Here is a 19,693-nt window from a genome sequence, read left to right on the forward strand (position 1 = left end):
AATTCGCGAATTGTCCCTTCGTAAAATTTTTCTATTTTTGTGCCACAAAATTACATAATACCGTTTGTTAATTCAAACTAGTTCAGTTAAAACTAAACTAAATGAATGATATAACGGTATTTTTTATAAATATTTGAAAACAGACCAATTTAAATTAATATAATTTATGACAACTACCGAACAAATAAAGGGTATTGTAGAGCGCCTTGGTGCGTTGAGGAGGTATCTTTGACGTTGATGCCAAACTAATTGAAATTTCAAACGAAGAAGAGAAAACTTTTGCACCCGACTTTTGGAACAATGCAAAAGAAGCTGAAGTCATTGTAAAAAATCTTAGAAATAAAAAAAAGTGGATTGAAGATTATAACAAAGCAGTCGAAATGACTGACGAGTTGCAACTGGCCTATGATTTTTATAAAGAAGGAGAACTTACAGCTGAAGAATTAGACGAGCAATATTCGACTACAGTAAATCATATTGAAGCTATCGAATTCAAAAATATGCTTTCGGATGAAGGCGATACTTTGAGTGCTGTCGTACAAATAACCGCTGGTGCCGGTGGAACTGAAAGTTGCGATTGGGCCGAAATGCTGATGCGTATGTACATGATGTGGGGCGAAAAATACGGTTATAAAATAAAAGAACTGAATTTCCAAAAAGGAGAATCAGCGGGTATTAAAACCGTAACACTCGAATTTGAAGGCGATTATTCTTTTGGCTATTTAAAAGGAGAAAACGGCGTACACAGATTGGTTCGGATATCCCCTTTTGACAGTAATGCCAAGCGTCACACTTCGTTTGCTTCCGTTTATGTTTATCCGCTTGTAGATGATAGTATCGAAATTGATATTAATCCTGCTGATATTGAAATTACAACTTCGCGATCCAGCGGTGCGGGAGGACAAAATGTAAATAAAGTGGAAACTAAAGTACAATTGTTTCATAAACCAACCGGAATTCAAATACAATGTTCCGAAACACGATCGCAACAAGATAACAGACAACGTGCTATGCAAATGTTACGATCTCAATTATATGAAATTGAGTTAAAAAAGAAACAGGCACAGCGCGCTGATATCGAAGCTGGGAAAATGAAAATAGAATGGGGTTCACAAATCAGGAATTATGTGATGCAGCCCTATAAGTTAGTCAAAGATGTTCGCACCGGTTATGAAACGAGTAATGTCGACGGCGTCATGAATGGTGAGATTGATGAATTCTTGAAAGCATACTTAATGATGATGGGACAGAAGGAAGAGGAATAGTCTTCAGTTTGCAGTGTTCAGTAATCAGTGAGCACTTAAGCCCAAATAATAAATAGCCCCTTTACATTCGTTTATCGAAATGCTTGAGGGGCTTTTTAAATTCTAAATCAATACAAACATAAAAACAACAAGCTGAAATTGGAAATCTATCCAAAAATTAATTGATTTGAAAGAACCAAACTCATTCTAAATTCTTTTTTTGTTAATCTTTTTATTCCTTCATCCTAAAATATTAGGAATTATAACCCCAATTTGTTTTATTTGACAACTATAACAAAACCAAATCCAATCTACACTTAATGAAATCCTATTCAATCCAAGAAATAAATGAAATTTTAAAAGGAGTTATTGTCGGGAGTACTACCCAAAATATTACTGCTCCTGAACAACTGGAAGTAGCCAATGATTCTGAAATTTCGTTTATTGGAAACAAAAAATACGAAAAATTATGGGCAACTTCCAAAGCCTGTGTAGCGGTTGTAAATGAAGATATTTCAATAGAACCGGGAGAAAACAGAGCTTTCATTAAAGTAAAAAATGCTGATTTAGCCATGTCACAAGTATTAGCTCTTTTTGCACCTCCAACCCCAATATTTAATATTGATATTCATCCAACTGCAGTTATAGATCCAACCGTAATTATTTGTAATGGTGTTAGAATTGGTGCAGGCTGTTATATAGGACCTAAAGTTGTGCTTGGAGATAATACAACAATATATCCAAATGTTACTATTCTGGATGAATGTACGATAGGAAAAAATACCGTGATTTGGTCTGGAACAGTAATCAGAGAGCGTTGTCACATAGGCAATGATTGCATTATACATCCCAATGCTACAATTGGAGCAGATGGTTTTGGTTTTCGCCCTGATCCCGAAAGAGGTTTGGTGAAAATCCCACAAATTGGAAATGTAATTATAGGTAATAATGTTGAAATTGGTGCCAATACCTGCGTTGACCGAGGAAAATTCAGTTCTACTGTTTTAGGTGACGGTTGCAAAATTGATAATTTAGTCCAAATTGGGCATAACAGTAAATTAGGCCGTTTTTGTATCATGGCTGGAAATAGCGGACTGGCTGGTTCAGTAACTTTAGGAAATGGTGTCATTATTGGTGGAAGTGCTTCTATAAAAGACCACACAACTATTGGCGATGGTGCTATTGTAGGTGCTGGCTCTGGTGTTACGGGAGATATTCCTGCAGGAAAAACCATGTTGGGCTATCCGGCTGTTGAAGCTCGTGATGCATTAAAACAATGGGCCATTTTGAAAAGACTCGTAAATGAATCCAAAAACAAATAATTACTTTTTTTATTAAATTCATAAAAAAACAGGAGTTAGCTTCTGTTTTTTTGTTTTAATACCAAACATAGGTCCGATTTTCTTTCTAAACCAATTAAAATAATAAAATTTTATTTCGTTGGATTTTGTATTTTAGCGCAAACTATTTTTTAATATTCTTTCATCATGGATTTGAACTTCAACAAAAACGAAGACCACAATAAACTTTTACTTTCGGCATTGCGACAAAAATTAAGCTTGGTTAAATTGGGTGGCGGTGAAAAACGCATCCAAAAATTACACGGTGAAGGCAAAATGACCGCTAGAGAGCGTATCGATTATTTGCTTGACGCCAAAGCTAAAAGCATAGAAATTGGAGCATTTGTTGGTGAAGGAATGTATGCGGAACACGGCGGATGCCCTTCGGGTGGCGTTGTGGTTAAAATAGGTTATATCCAGGGAAAGCAATGTATTGTTGTGGCCAATGATGCTACCGTGAAAGCAGGCGCCTGGTTTCCTATTACTGCTAAGAAAAATTTACGCGCACAGGAAATTGCGATGGAAAATCGTTTGCCAATTATTTATTTGGTAGATAGCGCGGGCGTTTATTTGCCTTTGCAAGATGAAATTTTTCCGGACAAAGAACATTTTGGTCGGATTTTTAGAAATAATGCTCAAATGAGCAGCATGGGAATTACCCAAATCGCTGCCGTAATGGGAAGTTGTGTCGCTGGTGGTGCCTATTTGCCAATTATGAGCGATGAAGCTTTAATTGTCGAAAAAACGGGAAGTATTTTCCTCGCGGGAAGTTATTTAGTCAAAGCTGCCATTGGCGAAAGCATCGATAACGAAACATTGGGCGGAGCAACAACACATTGTGAAATTTCGGGTGTGACGGATTACAAAGCCAAAGACGACAAAGACGCATTAGATAAAATAAAAAACATAGTGGACAAAATAGGTGATTTTGATAAAGCGGGTTACAGTCGAATTAAAGCCGAAAAACCAGCTTTAGACGAAAATGAAATCTATGGCATTTTGCCAAAAGCTCGTAATGAACAATATGACATGATGGAAATCATCAATCGCTTAGTTGATAACTCCGAGTTTGAAGCGTATAAAGAAGGATACGGCCAAACCATTATCACTGGTTATGCCAGAATTGACGGTTGGGCTGTGGGAATTGTTGCCAACCAACGAAAAGTGGTAAAAACAAAGAACGGCGAAATGCAGTTTGGTGGCGTAATTTATTCGGATAGTGCGGACAAAGCCACCCGTTTTATCGCTAATTGTAACCAGAAAAAAATTCCTTTGGTATTCGTTCAAGATGTTACCGGTTTTATGGTCGGATCTAAATCAGAACATGGCGGAATTATAAAAGATGGCGCCAAAATGGTGAACGCAGTCAGTAATTCAGTAGTTCCAAAATTCACGGTAATTGTAGGGAATTCGTATGGTGCCGGAAATTATGCCATGTGTGGCAAAGCGTATGACCCAAGGTTAATTTTTGCTTGGCCAAGTGCAGAATTAGCCGTTATGGGCGGAACTCAAGCTGCTAAAGTATTGGCACAAATTGAAGCTTCTTCGCTTAAAGCAAAAGGAGAAGTGGTAGATGAAACTAAAGAAAAGGAACTTTTTGACAAAATAAAAGCACGATATGACGAACAAGTTTCACCATATTATGCTGCTTCCAGATTATGGACCGATGCCATAATTGATCCTTTAGATACCAGAACTTGGATTTCTATGGGTATTGAAGCCGCGAACCACTCGCCTATTGAAAAGAAATTTAATTTGGGTGTTATTCAGGTTTAGATTCCAGAAGGCAGATTTTCTGTTTCATTCATCGAGTTCAGTAAAAACTTTGCGCCTTAGCGTCTTTGTGGCAAAACATTCGTAGTTAAAAAAAAATGAAAAAATTATTTCTATTCGGCTTTACATTATTGTTCTTTGTTCAATGTACTTCCATAAAAAGACACAACAAGCATTTGAATGATTTGATGGCTGAAGAGAAATTAAAATCGGATGTTGATTTTACCTATAGAAAATTGCGTGATTTACATCCTAATTTATATTGGTACATCAATAAGAAAGATTTAGATTATAAATTCGATAGTCTAAAATCGACCATTACAAAACCAATGACTCGTTTTGAGTTTTATAAAAAAATAAGTCCTGTGGTTGCTGCTGTTCGTCAAGGGCATATAACCGTTTATCCTCCTACCAAATTAATGACAAAAAAGGAAACCAAAGCACTTCTTAAAAGAGGAACAGGCCCTTTTTCACAATTTGATTTTGAACTTTTCGATGGGAAATTGTATGTCGTAAAAAACAAGTCTTATGACAAAACCATCAAAACAGGAACCGAAGTTGTTGCTGTAAATGGAACAAAGCCAATCAATTTAATTAAGCAGTACAACAAATTTTATAGCTCTGACGGTTATAATACTACTTTCAAAACCCATTTTTCAGGCAAACGTTTTTCTACATTTTTCACTAATGAAAATGGAATTAAGGATAGTATAAAATTTAATTTCAAATTTAATGATAGTATAAAAACGATTACAATCCGAAGAAAAGCAGAAGATACTATTGGGAAACATCTCAAAAAAAATCAAAAAAAACTAGCTGCTATTGATAAAACAAAATCGAAAGCAAATAGAAAAAAGAAAAGAGTTCATGGCTATTATTCCGTTGAAAAAAATTATAATCGAAACCTTCACTTTTTAGAAAAAGACAGTAGTGTTGCCCTAATGAAAATTAGAAGTTTCAAAATTGGAGATTCTAAAACTTTTTACAAAGAAAGCTTTAGTAAAATTGCAACGTATCAGTCGAAAACACTTGTTCTCGATTTGAGAAATAATGGAGGAGGAAGATTAAATGAAATTGCCGATTTGTACTCTTATTTAGCAGACTCCACTTTTGTATTTTTGGACAAATCTGAAGTAGTTTCAAAATCCAGCTTATTTAAAGGAGCCTATTTTCATGGTGGTTCTTTTGGTATTAAAGCATTAAAAACGATTTTTTCTCCGCTAATGTATAGCTATTTATTATTGACTGTTCATAAAAACAAAAACGGGAAAAATTATTATGCAACACAAACAAAACCTCACAAAGTGAATAAAAATGCTTTCAAAGGAAAAGTTTATGTTCTTATCAATGGTGGTAGTTTTTCGGCTTCAAGTATTATTTCTTCCAATTTAAAAGGTTCAAAAAGAGCATTTTTTGTGGGTGAAGAAACTGGCGGAGCCTATAATGGGACTATTGCCGGATTTATGCCTCGTGTAAAATTGCCAAATACTGATATAAAAATTCGCATTGGATTAATGTTTATTGCTCCTCACTTCAAAACAGCACCAGAAGGTCGTGGCATATTTCCTGACATCGAAATAATTCCTACACTTGAAGACCGAATAAAAGAAAATGATCCTGAAATGAATTGGATTCTTAATGATGTAAAATCAAATATTTCAGAAATTTCTAAAACAAAATAACTTAATAAAAAATTTAACAGCTATTATTTTATTTATTATGCTGTTAGAAAAAACGCTTTAAGCAATAAACATTCCTCACTTAAAAAGAAGAATTGAAGTGGCTAACTTCTTGTGTATGAAAAGAAAATTAATTTAATCAAAAACAACAAATAAACATTTCATAAAAAGCTGATTAATAACACTCTCAAAAATTGTTCTTTGTATCTTTGATTATTATTTGGTAAATGTAATACCCCAAATTGCAACTTATCATTTATCATCATTTTTTTTTAAAATAAAATTTTTTGGTTCTTCGCCAAAAGTAGTGGAAAACTAAGTTAGGTCGTTTAGGAATGGAAATTAAACTTTAAATAAACACTTATTTTTAAAGGATATTTTGCGATAATTACGAAATTTATTCATTGGTAAATTAATGTTTTTTTTGAATTCCACTACTTTTGGCGAAGAGCCAATTTTTTATTTTTTACTAAAAGTTAAATTTTAATTCCAAGAAAAAATGAAAAAGATTTTAGATCCTATAATAAGTATAATGTTGCTTATGATTGTTCAGTTTGCATTTGCACAAAAAAAACAAGACAATTCATTTGTATTAGAATCGGGAATTAATCTGTCATTACCCGTTCATATACAGATGTATCGGTCACATAGACTTGGAATTGGTGTCAATCTAAGAGCTGCAGAGAAGATTACATCGACAACAGAGTTTGGAGTTAGAGCTGAATATGATTATCGGTTTACTAAAAAAAATCATCCGGATGTACCTCCTGAAAGTACCGTAAAAGAAAGAGCTTTATATAAAAATTTCAGTCTATTTTGCATTAAACCTAATATACAATTTAACTTAAATTCAAATTGGTGTTTAGGGGCTGAAAGCGGAGTGGGTTATGCAATTTCTGACGAAGACCCAAAAATTGGATTAGGTTTTGTCTCAGAATTCAATGGTCCTACACGTTTTGGTTCTTGTTCCGGAATATATTTAGGAAAATATTTTCCTAAATACAAACTGAATATATCTTTGAATTTAACAAATTTCGTAGCACATGGCCATGCTGAAAATACGCTTGGACTGAAGTTTAATTATTATTTTTATAAATAAAGTTATCCTGATATCTCATTTTAAAGGTTATTTAAAAGCAAAAAACCCTATATTTTGTTTTTTTACAGAATACTTTATATATCACTAAAAATTAGTATCTTAGTGTATAATTTTTAAACCTTTAGTATTATGAACAACGTAAAAAATTTAAATAAGTGGGCGAATGCACATACTTATTTATCACTGGATTTGGTACGAATAGCACTTGGTGTCTTTTTGTTTATGAAAGGAATTTCTTTTATAACAAACATCCAATATTTACAAGATTTAATATCTCCAATTGACAAAATTGGTGGCGGAATGTTTCTGATACATTACATCGCACCGGCACATATGGTTGGCGGAATAATGATTGCGTTTGGTTTACTTACCAGATGGGCAATAATAGCGCAATTACCTATATTGATAGGAGCAATTATTGTGAATTTTATGGGAGAAATGCATTCCCAAAACTTATTGTTAGCAATACTTATACTTGGAATCTGCGTCTTTTTCTTATTTTATGGAAGCGGGAAACATTCGGCAGATTACTATTTTAAAATGCAACAATAATAAAAATTAAAAAAGCATCCTGTTTTTGAAAACGGGATGCTTTTTTATATCCAAATAAATAGAATATTCTAAATACGCTCCAGAATTTCTTTTCTTTTTATTTTCCCATTTTGTGTTTCAATAAATTTTGAAACATAAAATACTTCTTTAGGTTTTTCATATTTGTCTAAACCATCAAAAATAGTTTCGTCCAAAAGTTGTTTTTCACCTTCGATAATTAAAGCTAATTTTTCGCCTAAAGTAGCATCCTGAATTCCAGTCACAAAAAATCTTGAATGAATTTTATTTGATAGTTTTTCTTCAATTTGTTCTGGAATCAGTTTAATTCCTCCGCTATTTATCACATTATCAATACGACCTAAAAAAATAAATTCATTTTCATTTATCAAGTCAACCAAATCATTGGTTACTATTTTTTCTTCAGAAATTTTTGGTGCATCAATCACCAGGCAATTTCTATCGTCATGCGAAATTTTTATGTTAGGCAAAACAGAGAATGCCTTTCCTCCTATTTTCTTGGCAGCAATATGGGTGATGGTTTCTGTCATACCATACGTTTCATATCCTTTAGTACTCAATTTAGAAAGACTGTTTTCAAGTGATTTGCTCATTTTAGCACCACCAACAATCATTTTTTTTACGTTTTTTAATTCCTTCAACGAATTCTGTGCTTGCAAAGGTACCATCGCAACAAAATCATATTTAGTATCATTATGCAACATGGGATGCGAACTTGGTGCTACAAAATCCATATCAAGACCCAAAATAAAGCCTCTGACAAACATCATTTTTCCAGCAATATATTTAGTTGGCAAACAATGTAATGCTTTATCTCCAGGACGTAAATCAAAAAAATCGCCTGTAGCTAAAGCCGAATTTATCATGGCTTGTTTATCCATTTGAATAATTTTCGGACTGCCTGTAGTTCCCGATGTGTTTAATTCGATATAGCTTTTTTTATCAAACCAATCGAGTATAAAATCCCCAACAGATTTTTCGTGTTCCTCACCTTCTTTTATAAAACTGTAAGCTACTCTACATAAATCTTTTCGATTCAGATGAAATCCATTTAGCTTAAAATGATTATTCACGTTTTTGTAAGTGATTTTATCCATGGTGATTATATTGATTTTAAATGATTATAAGGCGTTGGTTCTTCAATTTTCCCTGTTAATTTTTCTTTCCAGTTTGTCCATTTGTATTTTTTACTAAAGATAAATAAAAGTATTGGGTAAATAATAATAACGGGCAATATAACATCTAAACCTGCTGATGGTTCCGAAACATCTTTAAAAATAGAATGTGTCTGAAACGCTGACCAATCAGAAGTAATTAATAAAGCACTAACTAAATTATTTGCAGCATGAAAGCCCAACGCTAATTCCATTCCTTCATCCATCAAAGTAATTATTCCTAATAATAATCCAGTTCCTATGTAGTACACAAAAATAACATTCCCAATTTTAGAAACTTCTGGATTTGAAATGTGCATAGCGCCAAAAATAATAGAAGTCATAATTAAAGGAAACCATTTATTCTTAGCGAGATTAGCAAAACCCTGCATCAAATAACCTCGAAAAATATATTCTTCAGTACTGGTTTGAATGGGTATTAATAATGTCCCTATTAAAGCTAAAATTGCAAATGGAATGGGTTTAAAATTGATTATAAAATCATCTGGATTTGAAAAATAAAACAATACTGTTGAAACAATTGTAAAAATTGACCAAACAGAAAACGAAAAAAACACTCTGCTCCAATCCATTTTCAATCTGGATGTCGTTATCGAAAGCATCGTTTGATTATGCAAATATTTGATAACAAAGAAAATTCCTAGCATCGCAAAAACGAATGAAATCAATATCAAAAACAATGTCATGTTAGGCTCAAAAAATGTCATAACATCTTCATTAGAAGAGGGATATTTTTTTCCATTTACAAATATTTCATAAAACAAAGCTATTAGTAAAGGTACCTGACCTAAAAGAGAAGCAAAAATAATTATTACTGAGCCCACAATGTACTTCCAAAACTTATTCTCAGACTTTATCCCTTGTTCTATGAACATATACTTTTTGTTTAATTATGATTTAAATAAGTTTAACGAATCTTATTTTTATTACACCAAAATAAGATTTTTATTTCAAATTACTTTACTTCGCAAAAAAATTATAGATGATACAAATATACCACAATCCGCGTTGCGGAAAATCAAGAAACTGTCTGGCTTTTATAAAAGAATCAGAAAAAGAGGTTGAAGTCATTAATTATCTTGACAACGTTCCCACATTTGATGAATTGAAAACTCTTATTCAAAAACTAAATTTTGAACCTCTTGCATTAGTGCGTCAAAAAGAGAAAATTTGGATAGAAAATTTCAAAAATAAACCAATGACCAATGACGAAATTATTCAAGCCATGGTTACTTATCCCATTCTAATTGAAAGACCTATTGTTATCAAAGGAAACAAAGCAATAATAGGAAGAGAATTAGATCATGTGAAAGATTTTATCTAATTAAATTATAAAAATTAAATTAACAGTTTTTTATGATTCCCTCATTAAACCAAACTTAATTTTTATAATCTAAAAAGCATAACTAAAACTACAAAAATGCCCAAAAAATTAAAAACCCTCTTAGCGCTTGCATTCCTTTTTACAAGCCTAATAAATTTTGCACAGCAATCCAGCCCTGTACAAAAAGTAAAAGTAAGCGGAAAAGTAATTGAAAAAATTAGCAAGCAACCATTAGAATACGCTACGATCACTTTCATAAATACTAAAAATCCAAAAGCACTTGCCGGAGGAATTACAAATGCAAAAGGAGAATACGATATCGATGTGGTTCCTGGTGTATATGACATAAAAATAGAGTTCATCTCTTTCAAATTATCTGAAATCAAGCAAAAAAGCATTCAGGGAAATATTAATTTAAGTACAACTGCTTTAGATGAAGATGCGGCTCAATTGAATGAGGTTGTTATTCGCTCTGAGAAAACTACTGTCGAAATAAAATTAGATAAAAAAATATACAATGTTGGCAGTGATTTAATGGTGAAAGGAGGGACTGTAAGTGATGTTCTTGATAATATCCCTTCCGTTTCAGTAGATGTAGAAGGAAATGTGAGTCTTCGTGGCAACGAAAATGTAAAAGTGCTTATCGACGGAAAACCATCAAATGCCATAAATATAGCCGAAGCATTACGCTTAATTCCTGCTGATGCAATCGAAAAAGTAGAAGTTATAACCAATCCTTCGGCTAGATATGATGCTGAAGGCGGTGGTGGTTTATTGAATATCATTTTGAAAAAAGGAAAGAATCTTGGTTTAAATGGAACTTTCATTGCTTCTACGGGTTATCCAGAAAATTATGGAATGAGCGGTACTTTAAATTATAAATCAAAGAATTTTAATCTTTTTACCAACCAAGGTTACAATTACAGAAGTAACCCTGGAAATATGATGACAAATACTGAATATTTAAATTCAGATAATTCGATTCGAAATTATGTAAATGAAAATAGAGAAAACGACAGATACAGCAAAGGCCATAATGGGAATTTTGGTATAGAATTGTATTTAGATAAATCTACTTCTTGGACTAACACGTTTAATTACAGAAAAAATAATGGCGATAACACGGATAATGTTTTCCAAAAATATTATAACGCTGACTATGTTTACGACTATACTCGAACCCGTATTAACGAAGAAGACAGTAAAAGTGAAAACGTCGAGTTTGCAACAAATTTCACCAAAAACTTCAAAAAAGACGGTCACAAATTAACTATTGACGGTTCGTTTTCTGCCAACGACGATAAAAACAGCGCTTTAGTTACTGATACTGCAACAAATACAAGCGCAGTTTTATTTGATAAAACGATAAACAATCAAACTCAAAATAGAAATTTACTTCAAGCAGATTATGTTTTACCATTAGGAAAAGGCAGCCAATTTGAGGCGGGTTACCGTGGTGATCTCTCTAAATTAGTTACCGATTACCAAGTAGAAAATGATGGAGTGATTAATCCCAACTTCACCAATACATTAGAATACAAAGAAAAAGTGAATGCCATTTACACTCAATATGGTGTGAAAGTAAATAAATTCTCAGCCCTTTTTGGATTGCGTTTTGAAGATTCGAATATAGAAATCAACCAATTAGCAACTAACGATTTTAATACTAAAAAATACAACAACTTTTTCCCAAGTGCCTTTTTTACTTATGAAATTTCTGATAAAAGCAGTGCTTCCATAAGCTACAGCCGAAGAATTCAAAGACCTAGAGGAAGAATGATAAATCCTTTTAGCAATTTATCCAGTAACATCAATATTTTTATGGGAAATCCTGATTTAGATCCAGCATTCACCGATGCTATTGATTTAGGATATATCAAACGTTGGGATAAATTAACATTCAACACTTCATTATACGTGAACAAAACTAACGGTGCATTCCAATTTGCAAGAAGAGAGTCTGGCGATTTTGTAAATGGAACACCAATTATCATTGCTTCACCAATAAACTTGGCTACAGAATACAGAACTGGATTTGAGTTTACCTTGAATTATTCGCCTTATAAATGGTGGAAATTAAATGGAAACTTCAATTTCTTTAGAAACGAAACACAAGGTGATTTTACTTATGTTGATTTTAATGATAATGAAGTTGTTCAGAATTTTGATAATACAACAACTTCATGGTTTACCCGTATAACATCAAAAGTTACTTTACCATACAAAATCGATTGGCAAACCAACGCAACTTATAATGGTCCACAAAACAACGCACAAGGTAGAAGTTTAGGTAATTTTGCTGCCAACTTAGCGTTCAGTAAAGATGTAATGAAAGACAAAGGAACCCTTTCTTTCAACATCAGTGATGTATTCAATTCCAGAAAAAGAATTATGGAAACGAATCTTCCTGGGATACTAAATTCTTACTCTGAAATGCAATGGAGAGAAAGACAGTTTAACTTATCCTTTACGTATCGTTTCAATAAACAGAAAAACGAAAGAGAGAAACAGCCTAAGCGAAATCAAAATGAAAATGGCGATGGAGGCGAATTTCAAGGATAAAAAAATAAGGACTCGTTTTCACGGATCCTTATTTTATGAAACAATTAGATTAAACTGATTGTTCTTGCTTCTTTTTTGCTCTTTTCTCTTTATATGCTTCCCAAGTCGCTCCTCCTACCCAATAGGATACGAAACCAACAAGAAAAAACATTAACCAAAATCCTATTGTAAGAACGGTTAAGAAAAGTAAAAAGCCTAAGTACTGTGAAAATTCAAACATGTTTTCCGGAATTTTTGAATGTAGCCACAAATGTAAGTTTAATTCCTTTTCTTACCAATAAAAATTAACAAAAACTACCTATCAATTTTTATAAAAAGGGAATTATCCGTATTTTTGGGCTCAGAATTTGGAGCTGATCCCGCTATCCGTTACAATCTTTCATGCCGAACACCGGCATAAAAGGATTTTCACTGCTATCGGGGCTAAAAATCTATTAAACTACTTAATACTTATAAATAACAACACAATGAAATTTAGAATAGAAAAAGACACGATGGGTGAAGTGCAGGTTCCTGCAGACAAATATTGGGGTGCACAAACAGAACGTTCCCGAAACAACTTCAAAATAGGTCCATCGGCTTCCATGCCAAAAGAAATTATTGAAGGGTTTGCTTTCTTAAAAAAAGCAGCTGCTTACGCTAATTGCGATTTAGGCGTTTTACCAGTCGAAAAACGGGATGCCATTGCTGCCGTTTGTGATGAAATCCTAGCTGGAAAACTAGACGATGAATTTCCATTGGTAATTTGGCAAACCGGTTCAGGGACGCAAAGTAACATGAACGTAAACGAAGTGGTTGCAAATCGTGCGCAAGTTCTAAAAGGATTTAATATTGGCGAAGGCGAGCAATTCATCAAAGCCAATGATGATGTAAACAAATCACAATCTTCTAATGATACGTTCCCAACAGGAATGCATATTGCAGCTTACAAAGCAGTTGTCGAAGTTACGATACCAGGAGTTGAAAAACTAAGAGATACACTTCATGCCAAAGCAGTTGAATTCAATAATGTGGTTAAAATAGGTCGTACGCATTTAATGGATGCTACGCCATTGACATTAGGACAAGAAATTTCAGGTTATGTAGCGCAATTGAACTACGGTTTAAAAGCGGTTAAAAATACTTTGGCTCACTTATCAGAAGTGGCTTTGGGTGGAACAGCGGTTGGAACCGGATTAAACACTCCAGAAGGATATGACGTAAAAGTAGCTGAATATATCGCTGAATTTACAGGACATCCATTCGTAACTGCCGAAAACAAATTTGAAGCTTTAGCAGCACATGATGCTATCGTAGAATCGCATGGTGCATTAAAACAACTGGCCGTTTCATTGAATAAAATCGCCAATGATGTACGTATGTTGGCCTCTGGACCACGTTCAGGAATTGGAGAAATCCTTATTCCGGAAAACGAACCAGGTTCTTCTATCATGCCAGGAAAAGTAAATCCAACACAATGTGAAGCATTAACTATGGTTTGTGCACAAGTTATGGGGAACGATGTCGCTATTTCTGTTGGTGGAATGCAAGGTCATTATGAATTGAACGTTTTCAAACCATTGATGGCTGCAAACTTCTTGCAATCAGCAAGATTACTTGGTGATGCTTGTATGTCTTTTGACGAACATTGCGCACAAGGTATTGAACCAAACTACAAAAGAATCAAAGAATTGGTTGACAATTCTTTGATGTTGGTTACGGCTTTGAATACTAAAATCGGGTATTACAAATCAGCCGAAATTGCTCAAACTGCACACAAAAACGGGACAACTCTGAAAGAAGAAGCGGTTCGTTTGGATTATGTAACTCCAGAGGATTTTGATGCTTGGGTTAAACCGGAAGATATGGTTGGAAGCTTAAAATAATTAATGCTGACACATCAGCATTTTTATCAAAAAAGCCCTGCAACGAAATGTTGCAGGGCTTTTTATTTTACGATGTAGAGACGCGATGTATCGCGTCTTTACCAAAGAAAAAAACCGTTCACCAAAGGCGAACGGTTTTCTTTATATAATGCAAAGACGCGATACATCGCGTCTCTACAGGAATTTATTATTTTACTTCTTCGAATTCAACGTCTTCAACATTGTCTCCTTGAGCTTCGCCACCTTGTGGTTGTGCTTCACCTTGACCTTGTTCACCTTGAGCATACATCGCTTCAGTTGCTTTTTTCCAAGCAGCGTTGATGTTGTCAAGAGCAGTTTGAATTGCAGGAATGTCTTGAGATTGGTGTGCCATTCTCAATTCAGTTAATGCATATTCTACAGCAACTTTGTTTTCATCAGATAATTTAGAACCTAATTCTTTCAATTGAGTTTCAGTTTGGAAGATCATTCCATCCGCTTCGTTCAATTTTTCAGCTCTTTCTCTTGCAATTTTGTCAGCATCAGCATTAGCTTCTGCATCTTTTTTCATTCTTTCGATTTCTTCAGCAGTTAAACCAGAAGAAGCTTCGATACGAATATCATGAGATTTACCAGTTCCTTTGTCAGTTGCCGAAACTTTGATGATACCATTAGCATCAATATCAAAAGTTACTTCAATTTGAGGAACACCTCTTGGTGCTGGTGGAATACCATCTAAATGGAAACGACCGATAGTTTTGTTATCAGCAGCCATTGCTCTAGCTCCTTGTAAAACGTGGATTTCAACTGTTGGTTGAGAATCTGCAGCAGTAGAGAAAACTTGAGATTTTTTAGTTGGAATAGTTGTATTAGACTCAATAAGAGTTGTCATAACACCACCCATAGTTTCGATACCTAAAGATAAAGGAGTAACGTCAAGTAACAATACATCTTTTACATCTCCAGAAAGAACTCCACCTTGAATAGCTGCTCCAATTGCAACAACCTCATCAGGGTTAACTCCTTTAGACGCTTTTTTACCAAAGAATTTCTCCACTTCGTCAGCAATTCTTGGCATACGAGTAGAACCTCCTACAAGAATAACTTCGTCAATATCAGAAACAGATAAACCTGCATCTTTCAACGCTTTAGCAACTGGTGCCATAGAACGTTTTACTAAAGCGTCAGTTAATTTTTCAAATTGAGCTCTAGTTAATTTTTTAACTAAATGTTTTGGTCCTGAAGCTGTAGCAGTTACGTAAGGTAAGTTGATTTCAGTTTCAGTAGAAGAAGACAATTCAATTTTTGCTTTCTCAGCAGCTTCTTTCAAACGTTGCAAAGACATTGGATCTAAACGTAAATCAATACCTTCTTCAGTTAAAAATTCAGCAGCTAACCAGTCAATAATTTCGTGGTCAAAATCATCCCCACCTAAGTGAGTATCACCATTAGTAGACAATACTTCAAAAACTCCGTCTCCTAATTCAAGAACAGAGATATCAAAAGTACCTCCACCTAAATCGTAAACTGCAATTTTTTGATCTTTACCTTTTTTATCAAGACCGTATGCCAAAGCTGCAGCAGTAGGTTCGTTGATAATACGCATTACTTTAAGACCTGCAATTTCACCAGCTTCTTTCGTAGCTTGACGTTGTGCATCATTAAAGTAAGCAGGAACAGTAATAACCGCTTCAGTAACAGTCTGACCTAAATAGTCTTCAGCTGTTTTTTTCATTTTTTGAAGCGTCATAGCTGACAATTCTTGTGCAGAGTATAAACGGCCATCAATATCAACACGTGGTGTATTGTTGTCCCCTTTTACTACTTTGTAAGAAACTCTTTTTGCTTCACCAGTGATTTCAGCAAAAGAATGACCCATAAAACGTTTGATAGAAGCAATAGTCTTAGTTGGATTAGTTACCGCTTGTCTCTTAGCAGGATCTCCTACTTTAATTTCTCCACCTTCTACAAATGCAATGATAGATGGCGTTGTTCTTTTTCCTTCAGCATTAGGGATAACTACTGCTTCATTACCTTCCATTACAGAAACACAAGAGTTTGTTGTACCTAAATCAATTCCGATTATTTTACCCATTTTTAATATATTTAATTTTATTATATACTCATTTTAATAGCTCGAAGTCGATAAGTCAATCTTTGTGCCAATGCAATACACGTCCTTAAATTGTCAGTTTATGTTAAAATTGGCGTAAAAAAATCTGACAAGATGACATTTCAGAGGGTTTGTCATTATAACCGAAGTTGTCATTCTTAATGTGACACTAAGTCTAACCGAATCTTGGATTTATTCTGAATTCTTTTTGGGAGCTGATTCCCGCTATTCATTGCAATCTTTCCAGTCCTGAACTTGTTTCAGGATCCTGAAACAAGTTCAGGACTGGAAAGGATTTCCATTGCAAACGAAGTTCACTGAACTCCAATTAAAATAAAAGTAAAGTGAAGTAATCGGGGCTAGGGCATTTGGGTTTCAATGTCTTTTTTGGGAATTAGGAATTTCTATTGATACTTTCAAAAAAATCCAATTTGATAAGCTCCCAAGATTTAACAAGTAAACATAACGGGTCAAAATCAGCATCGGCCAATTCAAAATTTAAAAATTGACTTTTAATTGTAGAGCAATCGTTATAAGGATAGCGCTGTTCATAAAACGAAATCATTTCATCAATAGGTACTTTATCAAGATAATAATGCAAATCCCAAAAATCTTTTTTTCTGCCGCCTCTAAGAACTACATCTAATTTCATCGCAATAATTTCATTTTCAGAAGCCATTCTAATAGAATCTTTAGAAATCATATCAAAAATAAATTCATCAGTATAATACAAATCTATTTTTACAAAATCCTCTTTTGAATTTCCTACTTCAAAATAAGTTCCAAACGCAACATTATCAAGATTTCTAGAGCTACAATACGGATATTTATTCTCCAAAAAACTTCTTATCTTCTTAAAATCAATCGAACCGTAATCCGCATCCGTAAACAAATCAATATCAACAGACACTCTATGCCCAATTTGCAAACTCAAAGACGTTCCACCAACCAATCTAAAAGAAGAAAATAATTCTTCTTGCATCAAATCAATTAAAACTTGTTTAAGTAAAGGGGAAACCGTATTCCAATACATAAGCTATCTTGTTAGTAGTTCAGGGTGCAATACATTAATTTTAGAAACTTCATCTTTTCCATAAAAACGAGTAATTTCTTCTTGTTCCGTTTTATTCCCATAAGCAAAAACTCTTTTCACTATCGAAACCTTCATTAATTTCCAGTCTATTTTATCAAAATCAGTATCCCAAAAGATACCCTTTCTCAATTTTGAAATGTCTGGTTTATAATTACTATCTTTCTTTGCTTCCTTTATGTCATAAAAAACTTGAAGTGTCATCAGGAAACCTTCTTCTAATTCTAGTTTTTCCTCCATTTTAAGAGATAAATCAACATTCATCCTCCTATTGCCCTTAATTATGGCACCCAAAGTTTGAGGATGGACACCAAGAGAAAGCGCAAATTGCCTTTGGTTGATGTTCCTTTTCTTTAATTCCCGCTCCACAATTTTACCGGGATGAATTCCTTTTATGATGTCAATCGTTTTCATAACACAAATGTAAACAAAATTGTTTATACTTTTGAATTTGACATTTAAAAAAACATGGCAAATGCAGTAATTCAAATCATAGCTTGAATTGTGCCGTTAGGCACTAAAACTAAAATCTAAGAGATAAGCATTTCCTTCATTTTAAAGGCTAGGGAATCTGATTCCTAATTTCAGTTTGTTTCTATTCGATTACTTTAGGAATTTCAACAAGAATAATTCGTAATAAATAAACTACATTAGCGGAACGATAGAAAAATAGATTATTGAGTATATCTAACCAAATAAGGTTGAATTTGCTCAATTAAGTTGAGTATAAGTAATAAGCATTATATAATGCCGTATTTTGTTTTTTCAAAGTTGGTTACAACTAGTATTGATACTGCGAATTAATCAATTTTATCATGCGACAACAAATCATTCCGATTACTTATGTACAAGTTAGTAGCCATTTACAATCATCATGAATAGAATCTCCATCCTAATAATGCTTTTTACGTCACTTACCCAAGCCCAAAATATTGAGGAAGTGAAAAGTTATCAAACCTTGAAAACTAAATTAGTTAACCAAGTTGGCTTGTTGACCGATTCAATTAAAAAAATAGATTTAAAAATTAACGAATTGGAATCCAATATAATTTTAAAGTCAATTGCAGATTCATTATTAGTTGCTGTTTCACGGCAAAATGCGAAATTGAAAAAAAATCCAAGCCCAACTGCTGAACCAATTTCTATATTCCAAAATCCTCAAAAAGTTTTGATTTTAGATTACAGAGAAGAATATTTTGGTGTTTGTATCGGTTTACAATGTGGCTACATGCACGAAATGTGGCTTGAACAAAACGATAAGATTCGCGATTTTGTAAAAATCAAAATTGCTAAAAAAGAAGAGCTAAAAAGATTAACGATTGAAAGAAAAATTAAACGTGAACAAAAAGAAGAAATAAAACTTGAAAAAATATACGTAAAAAAATATGGACCAACCATATATCAGAAATTGAAAAAAGGATATTATTGGATAGGAATGAATCAAGAAATGACCACTATTTCACTTGGTAGTCCGAATAAAATAAATAGTACAGTTGGCTCGTGGGGAACTCATGAACAATGGGTTTATGACACAATATATTTATATTTTGAAAACAGTAAACTCACTTCTTACCAAAATTAAACAGCTACTAACAGCTGCTAAGCCCCGCTCGTGACCTACCGTGTGGACACAAATTTTTATATATTAGAATAGAACACAGATTTGACAGATTAGATGGATTGTCACAGGTTTTTTTGATTATAACATGAAAAATCCAACATGATTATGACACTTCGGGACACGACTTTTTTAATTAGAATAGTGTGTCTCGTCCTGAAAAAAGTTTACACTTTTTGTTATTAATCCTGATATAAATTTACATTAATTCTTAATCCTAAAATGGGTTTATTTTTCATTGTAAATTTTATTAACTTTATAT

The 19,693-nt window shown here is 33.5% G+C and carries 16 protein-coding genes; 10 read left to right on the forward strand and 6 right to left on the reverse strand.

Annotated elements, in window-relative coordinates; all coding sequences use genetic code 11:
• The first annotated feature begins 166 nt into the window (after window positions 1–166).
• The 6 genes from prfB (at window position 167) to ACNO7W_RS14555 (ending at window position 7,687) form a co-directional block, all read left to right on the forward strand.
• Window positions 167–1,265, forward strand: a protein-coding gene (gene prfB / locus ACNO7W_RS14530; protein ID WP_143386554.1) for a peptide chain release factor 2 whose coding sequence is annotated in 2 segments (ribosomal slippage) — window positions 167–229 and window positions 231–1,265 — 1,098 coding nt in all. Because the reading frame shifts where the segments join, the coding sequence is not laid out codon by codon here.
• A gap of 299 nt (window positions 1,266–1,564) precedes the next feature.
• A complete protein-coding gene (lpxD, locus tag ACNO7W_RS14535) occupies window positions 1,565–2,566 on the forward strand; it encodes a UDP-3-O-(3-hydroxymyristoyl)glucosamine N-acyltransferase (RefSeq protein ID WP_417938666.1) in 1,002 nt (333 codons plus the stop codon).
• A gap of 165 nt (window positions 2,567–2,731) precedes the next feature.
• Window positions 2,732–4,360 (forward strand): acyl-CoA carboxylase subunit beta, encoded by a 1,629-nt coding sequence (locus tag ACNO7W_RS14540; RefSeq protein WP_417938667.1) that lies wholly within the window; start codon window positions 2,732–2,734, stop codon window positions 4,358–4,360.
• A 95-nt stretch (window positions 4,361–4,455) separates the two neighbouring features.
• Window positions 4,456–6,039, forward strand: coding sequence for a S41 family peptidase (locus tag ACNO7W_RS14545; protein WP_417938668.1), 1,584 nt, complete (start codon window positions 4,456–4,458; stop codon window positions 6,037–6,039).
• A 496-nt stretch (window positions 6,040–6,535) separates the two neighbouring features.
• Window positions 6,536–7,135, forward strand: coding sequence for a hypothetical protein (locus ACNO7W_RS14550; RefSeq protein WP_417938669.1), 600 nt, complete (start codon window positions 6,536–6,538; stop codon window positions 7,133–7,135).
• A 129-nt stretch (window positions 7,136–7,264) separates the two neighbouring features.
• A complete protein-coding gene (locus ACNO7W_RS14555; RefSeq protein WP_143386559.1) occupies window positions 7,265–7,687 on the forward strand; it encodes a DoxX family protein in 423 nt (140 codons plus the stop codon).
• A gap of 68 nt (window positions 7,688–7,755) precedes the next feature.
• On the opposite strand, the gene ACNO7W_RS14560 is transcribed toward ACNO7W_RS14555, so the two are convergent.
• On the reverse strand, window positions 7,756–8,802 hold the full coding sequence (locus ACNO7W_RS14560; RefSeq protein WP_143386560.1) for an AMP-binding protein: 1,047 nt from the start codon (window positions 8,800–8,802) through the stop codon (window positions 7,756–7,758).
• A 5-nt stretch (window positions 8,803–8,807) separates the two neighbouring features.
• Window positions 8,808–9,755, reverse strand: a complete 948-nt coding sequence (locus ACNO7W_RS14565; RefSeq protein ID WP_143386561.1) for a CPBP family intramembrane glutamic endopeptidase — start codon at window positions 9,753–9,755, stop codon at window positions 8,808–8,810.
• A 107-nt stretch (window positions 9,756–9,862) separates the two neighbouring features.
• On the opposite strand from ACNO7W_RS14565, the gene arsC reads away from it, so the two are divergent.
• Both arsC and ACNO7W_RS14575 read left to right on the forward strand, forming a co-directional pair.
• Entirely contained in the window at window positions 9,863–10,204 is a 342-nt protein-coding gene (gene arsC / locus ACNO7W_RS14570) for an arsenate reductase (glutaredoxin) (RefSeq protein WP_143386562.1), read from the forward strand.
• 96 nt (window positions 10,205–10,300) lie between these two features.
• Complete coding sequence (locus ACNO7W_RS14575) at window positions 10,301–12,766, forward strand: TonB-dependent receptor domain-containing protein (protein WP_417938670.1); 2,466 nt, start codon at window positions 10,301–10,303, stop codon at window positions 12,764–12,766.
• A gap of 49 nt (window positions 12,767–12,815) precedes the next feature.
• Here ACNO7W_RS14575 and ACNO7W_RS14580 read toward each other — a convergent pair whose 3' ends face one another.
• Window positions 12,816–12,986: a hypothetical protein gene (locus ACNO7W_RS14580; RefSeq protein ID WP_143386564.1), complete on the reverse strand. Its 171-nt coding sequence runs from the start codon at window positions 12,984–12,986 to the stop codon at window positions 12,816–12,818.
• Window positions 12,987–13,233: 247 nt separating this feature from the next.
• On the opposite strand from ACNO7W_RS14580, the gene fumC reads away from it, so the two are divergent.
• Complete coding sequence (gene fumC, locus ACNO7W_RS14585) at window positions 13,234–14,631, forward strand: class II fumarate hydratase (protein WP_417938671.1); 1,398 nt, start codon at window positions 13,234–13,236, stop codon at window positions 14,629–14,631.
• 187 nt (window positions 14,632–14,818) lie between these two features.
• Here the strand turns inward: fumC and dnaK are convergent, their stop codons facing one another.
• The 3 genes from dnaK to ACNO7W_RS14600 form a co-directional block, all read right to left on the reverse strand.
• A complete protein-coding gene (gene dnaK, locus ACNO7W_RS14590) occupies window positions 14,819–16,705 on the reverse strand; it encodes a molecular chaperone DnaK (protein WP_143386566.1) in 1,887 nt (628 codons plus the stop codon).
• Between the two features lie 412 nt (window positions 16,706–17,117).
• Window positions 17,118–17,756, reverse strand: coding sequence for a nucleotidyl transferase AbiEii/AbiGii toxin family protein (locus ACNO7W_RS14595; RefSeq protein ID WP_417938672.1), 639 nt, complete (start codon window positions 17,754–17,756; stop codon window positions 17,118–17,120).
• Window positions 17,757–17,759: 3 nt separating this feature from the next.
• Complete coding sequence (locus ACNO7W_RS14600) at window positions 17,760–18,227, reverse strand: HigA family addiction module antitoxin (RefSeq protein WP_417938673.1); 468 nt, start codon at window positions 18,225–18,227, stop codon at window positions 17,760–17,762.
• 460 nt (window positions 18,228–18,687) lie between these two features.
• Between ACNO7W_RS14600 and ACNO7W_RS14605 the strand changes: the two genes are divergently transcribed.
• Entirely contained in the window at window positions 18,688–19,395 is a 708-nt protein-coding gene (locus ACNO7W_RS14605; protein WP_417938674.1) for a hypothetical protein, read from the forward strand.
• The last annotated feature ends 298 nt before the right edge of the window (window positions 19,396–19,693 follow it).

The sequence above is a fragment of the Flavobacterium sp. ZB4R12 genome (assembly GCF_048276375.1).
In the GTDB taxonomy this organism is placed as follows: domain Bacteria; phylum Bacteroidota; class Bacteroidia; order Flavobacteriales; family Flavobacteriaceae; genus Flavobacterium; species Flavobacterium gawalongense.

Coding starts and splice junctions, on each gene's coding strand:
- arsC (WP_143386562.1), top strand. CDS start 9,863: ATGATACAAATATACCACAATCCGCGTTGCGGAAAATCAAGAAACTGT.
- ACNO7W_RS14545 (WP_417938668.1), top strand. CDS start 4,456: ATGAAAAAATTATTTCTATTCGGCTTTACATTATTGTTCTTTGTTCAA.
- ACNO7W_RS14575 (WP_417938670.1), top strand. CDS start 10,301: ATGCCCAAAAAATTAAAAACCCTCTTAGCGCTTGCATTCCTTTTTACA.
- ACNO7W_RS14565 (WP_143386561.1), bottom strand. CDS start 9,755: ATGTTCATAGAACAAGGGATAAAGTCTGAGAATAAGTTTTGGAAGTAC.
- ACNO7W_RS14580 (WP_143386564.1), bottom strand. CDS start 12,986: ATGTTTGAATTTTCACAGTACTTAGGCTTTTTACTTTTCTTAACCGTT.
- ACNO7W_RS14540 (WP_417938667.1), top strand. CDS start 2,732: ATGGATTTGAACTTCAACAAAAACGAAGACCACAATAAACTTTTACTT.
- ACNO7W_RS14600 (WP_417938673.1), bottom strand. CDS start 18,227: ATGAAAACGATTGACATCATAAAAGGAATTCATCCCGGTAAAATTGTG.
- fumC (WP_417938671.1), top strand. CDS start 13,234: ATGAAATTTAGAATAGAAAAAGACACGATGGGTGAAGTGCAGGTTCCT.
- ACNO7W_RS14550 (WP_417938669.1), top strand. CDS start 6,536: ATGAAAAAGATTTTAGATCCTATAATAAGTATAATGTTGCTTATGATT.
- ACNO7W_RS14605 (WP_417938674.1), top strand. CDS start 18,688: ATGAATAGAATCTCCATCCTAATAATGCTTTTTACGTCACTTACCCAA.
- dnaK (WP_143386566.1), bottom strand. CDS start 16,705: ATGGGTAAAATAATCGGAATTGATTTAGGTACAACAAACTCTTGTGTT.
- ACNO7W_RS14560 (WP_143386560.1), bottom strand. CDS start 8,802: ATGGATAAAATCACTTACAAAAACGTGAATAATCATTTTAAGCTAAAT.
- ACNO7W_RS14595 (WP_417938672.1), bottom strand. CDS start 17,756: ATGTATTGGAATACGGTTTCCCCTTTACTTAAACAAGTTTTAATTGAT.
- ACNO7W_RS14555 (WP_143386559.1), top strand. CDS start 7,265: ATGAACAACGTAAAAAATTTAAATAAGTGGGCGAATGCACATACTTAT.
- lpxD (WP_417938666.1), top strand. CDS start 1,565: ATGAAATCCTATTCAATCCAAGAAATAAATGAAATTTTAAAAGGAGTT.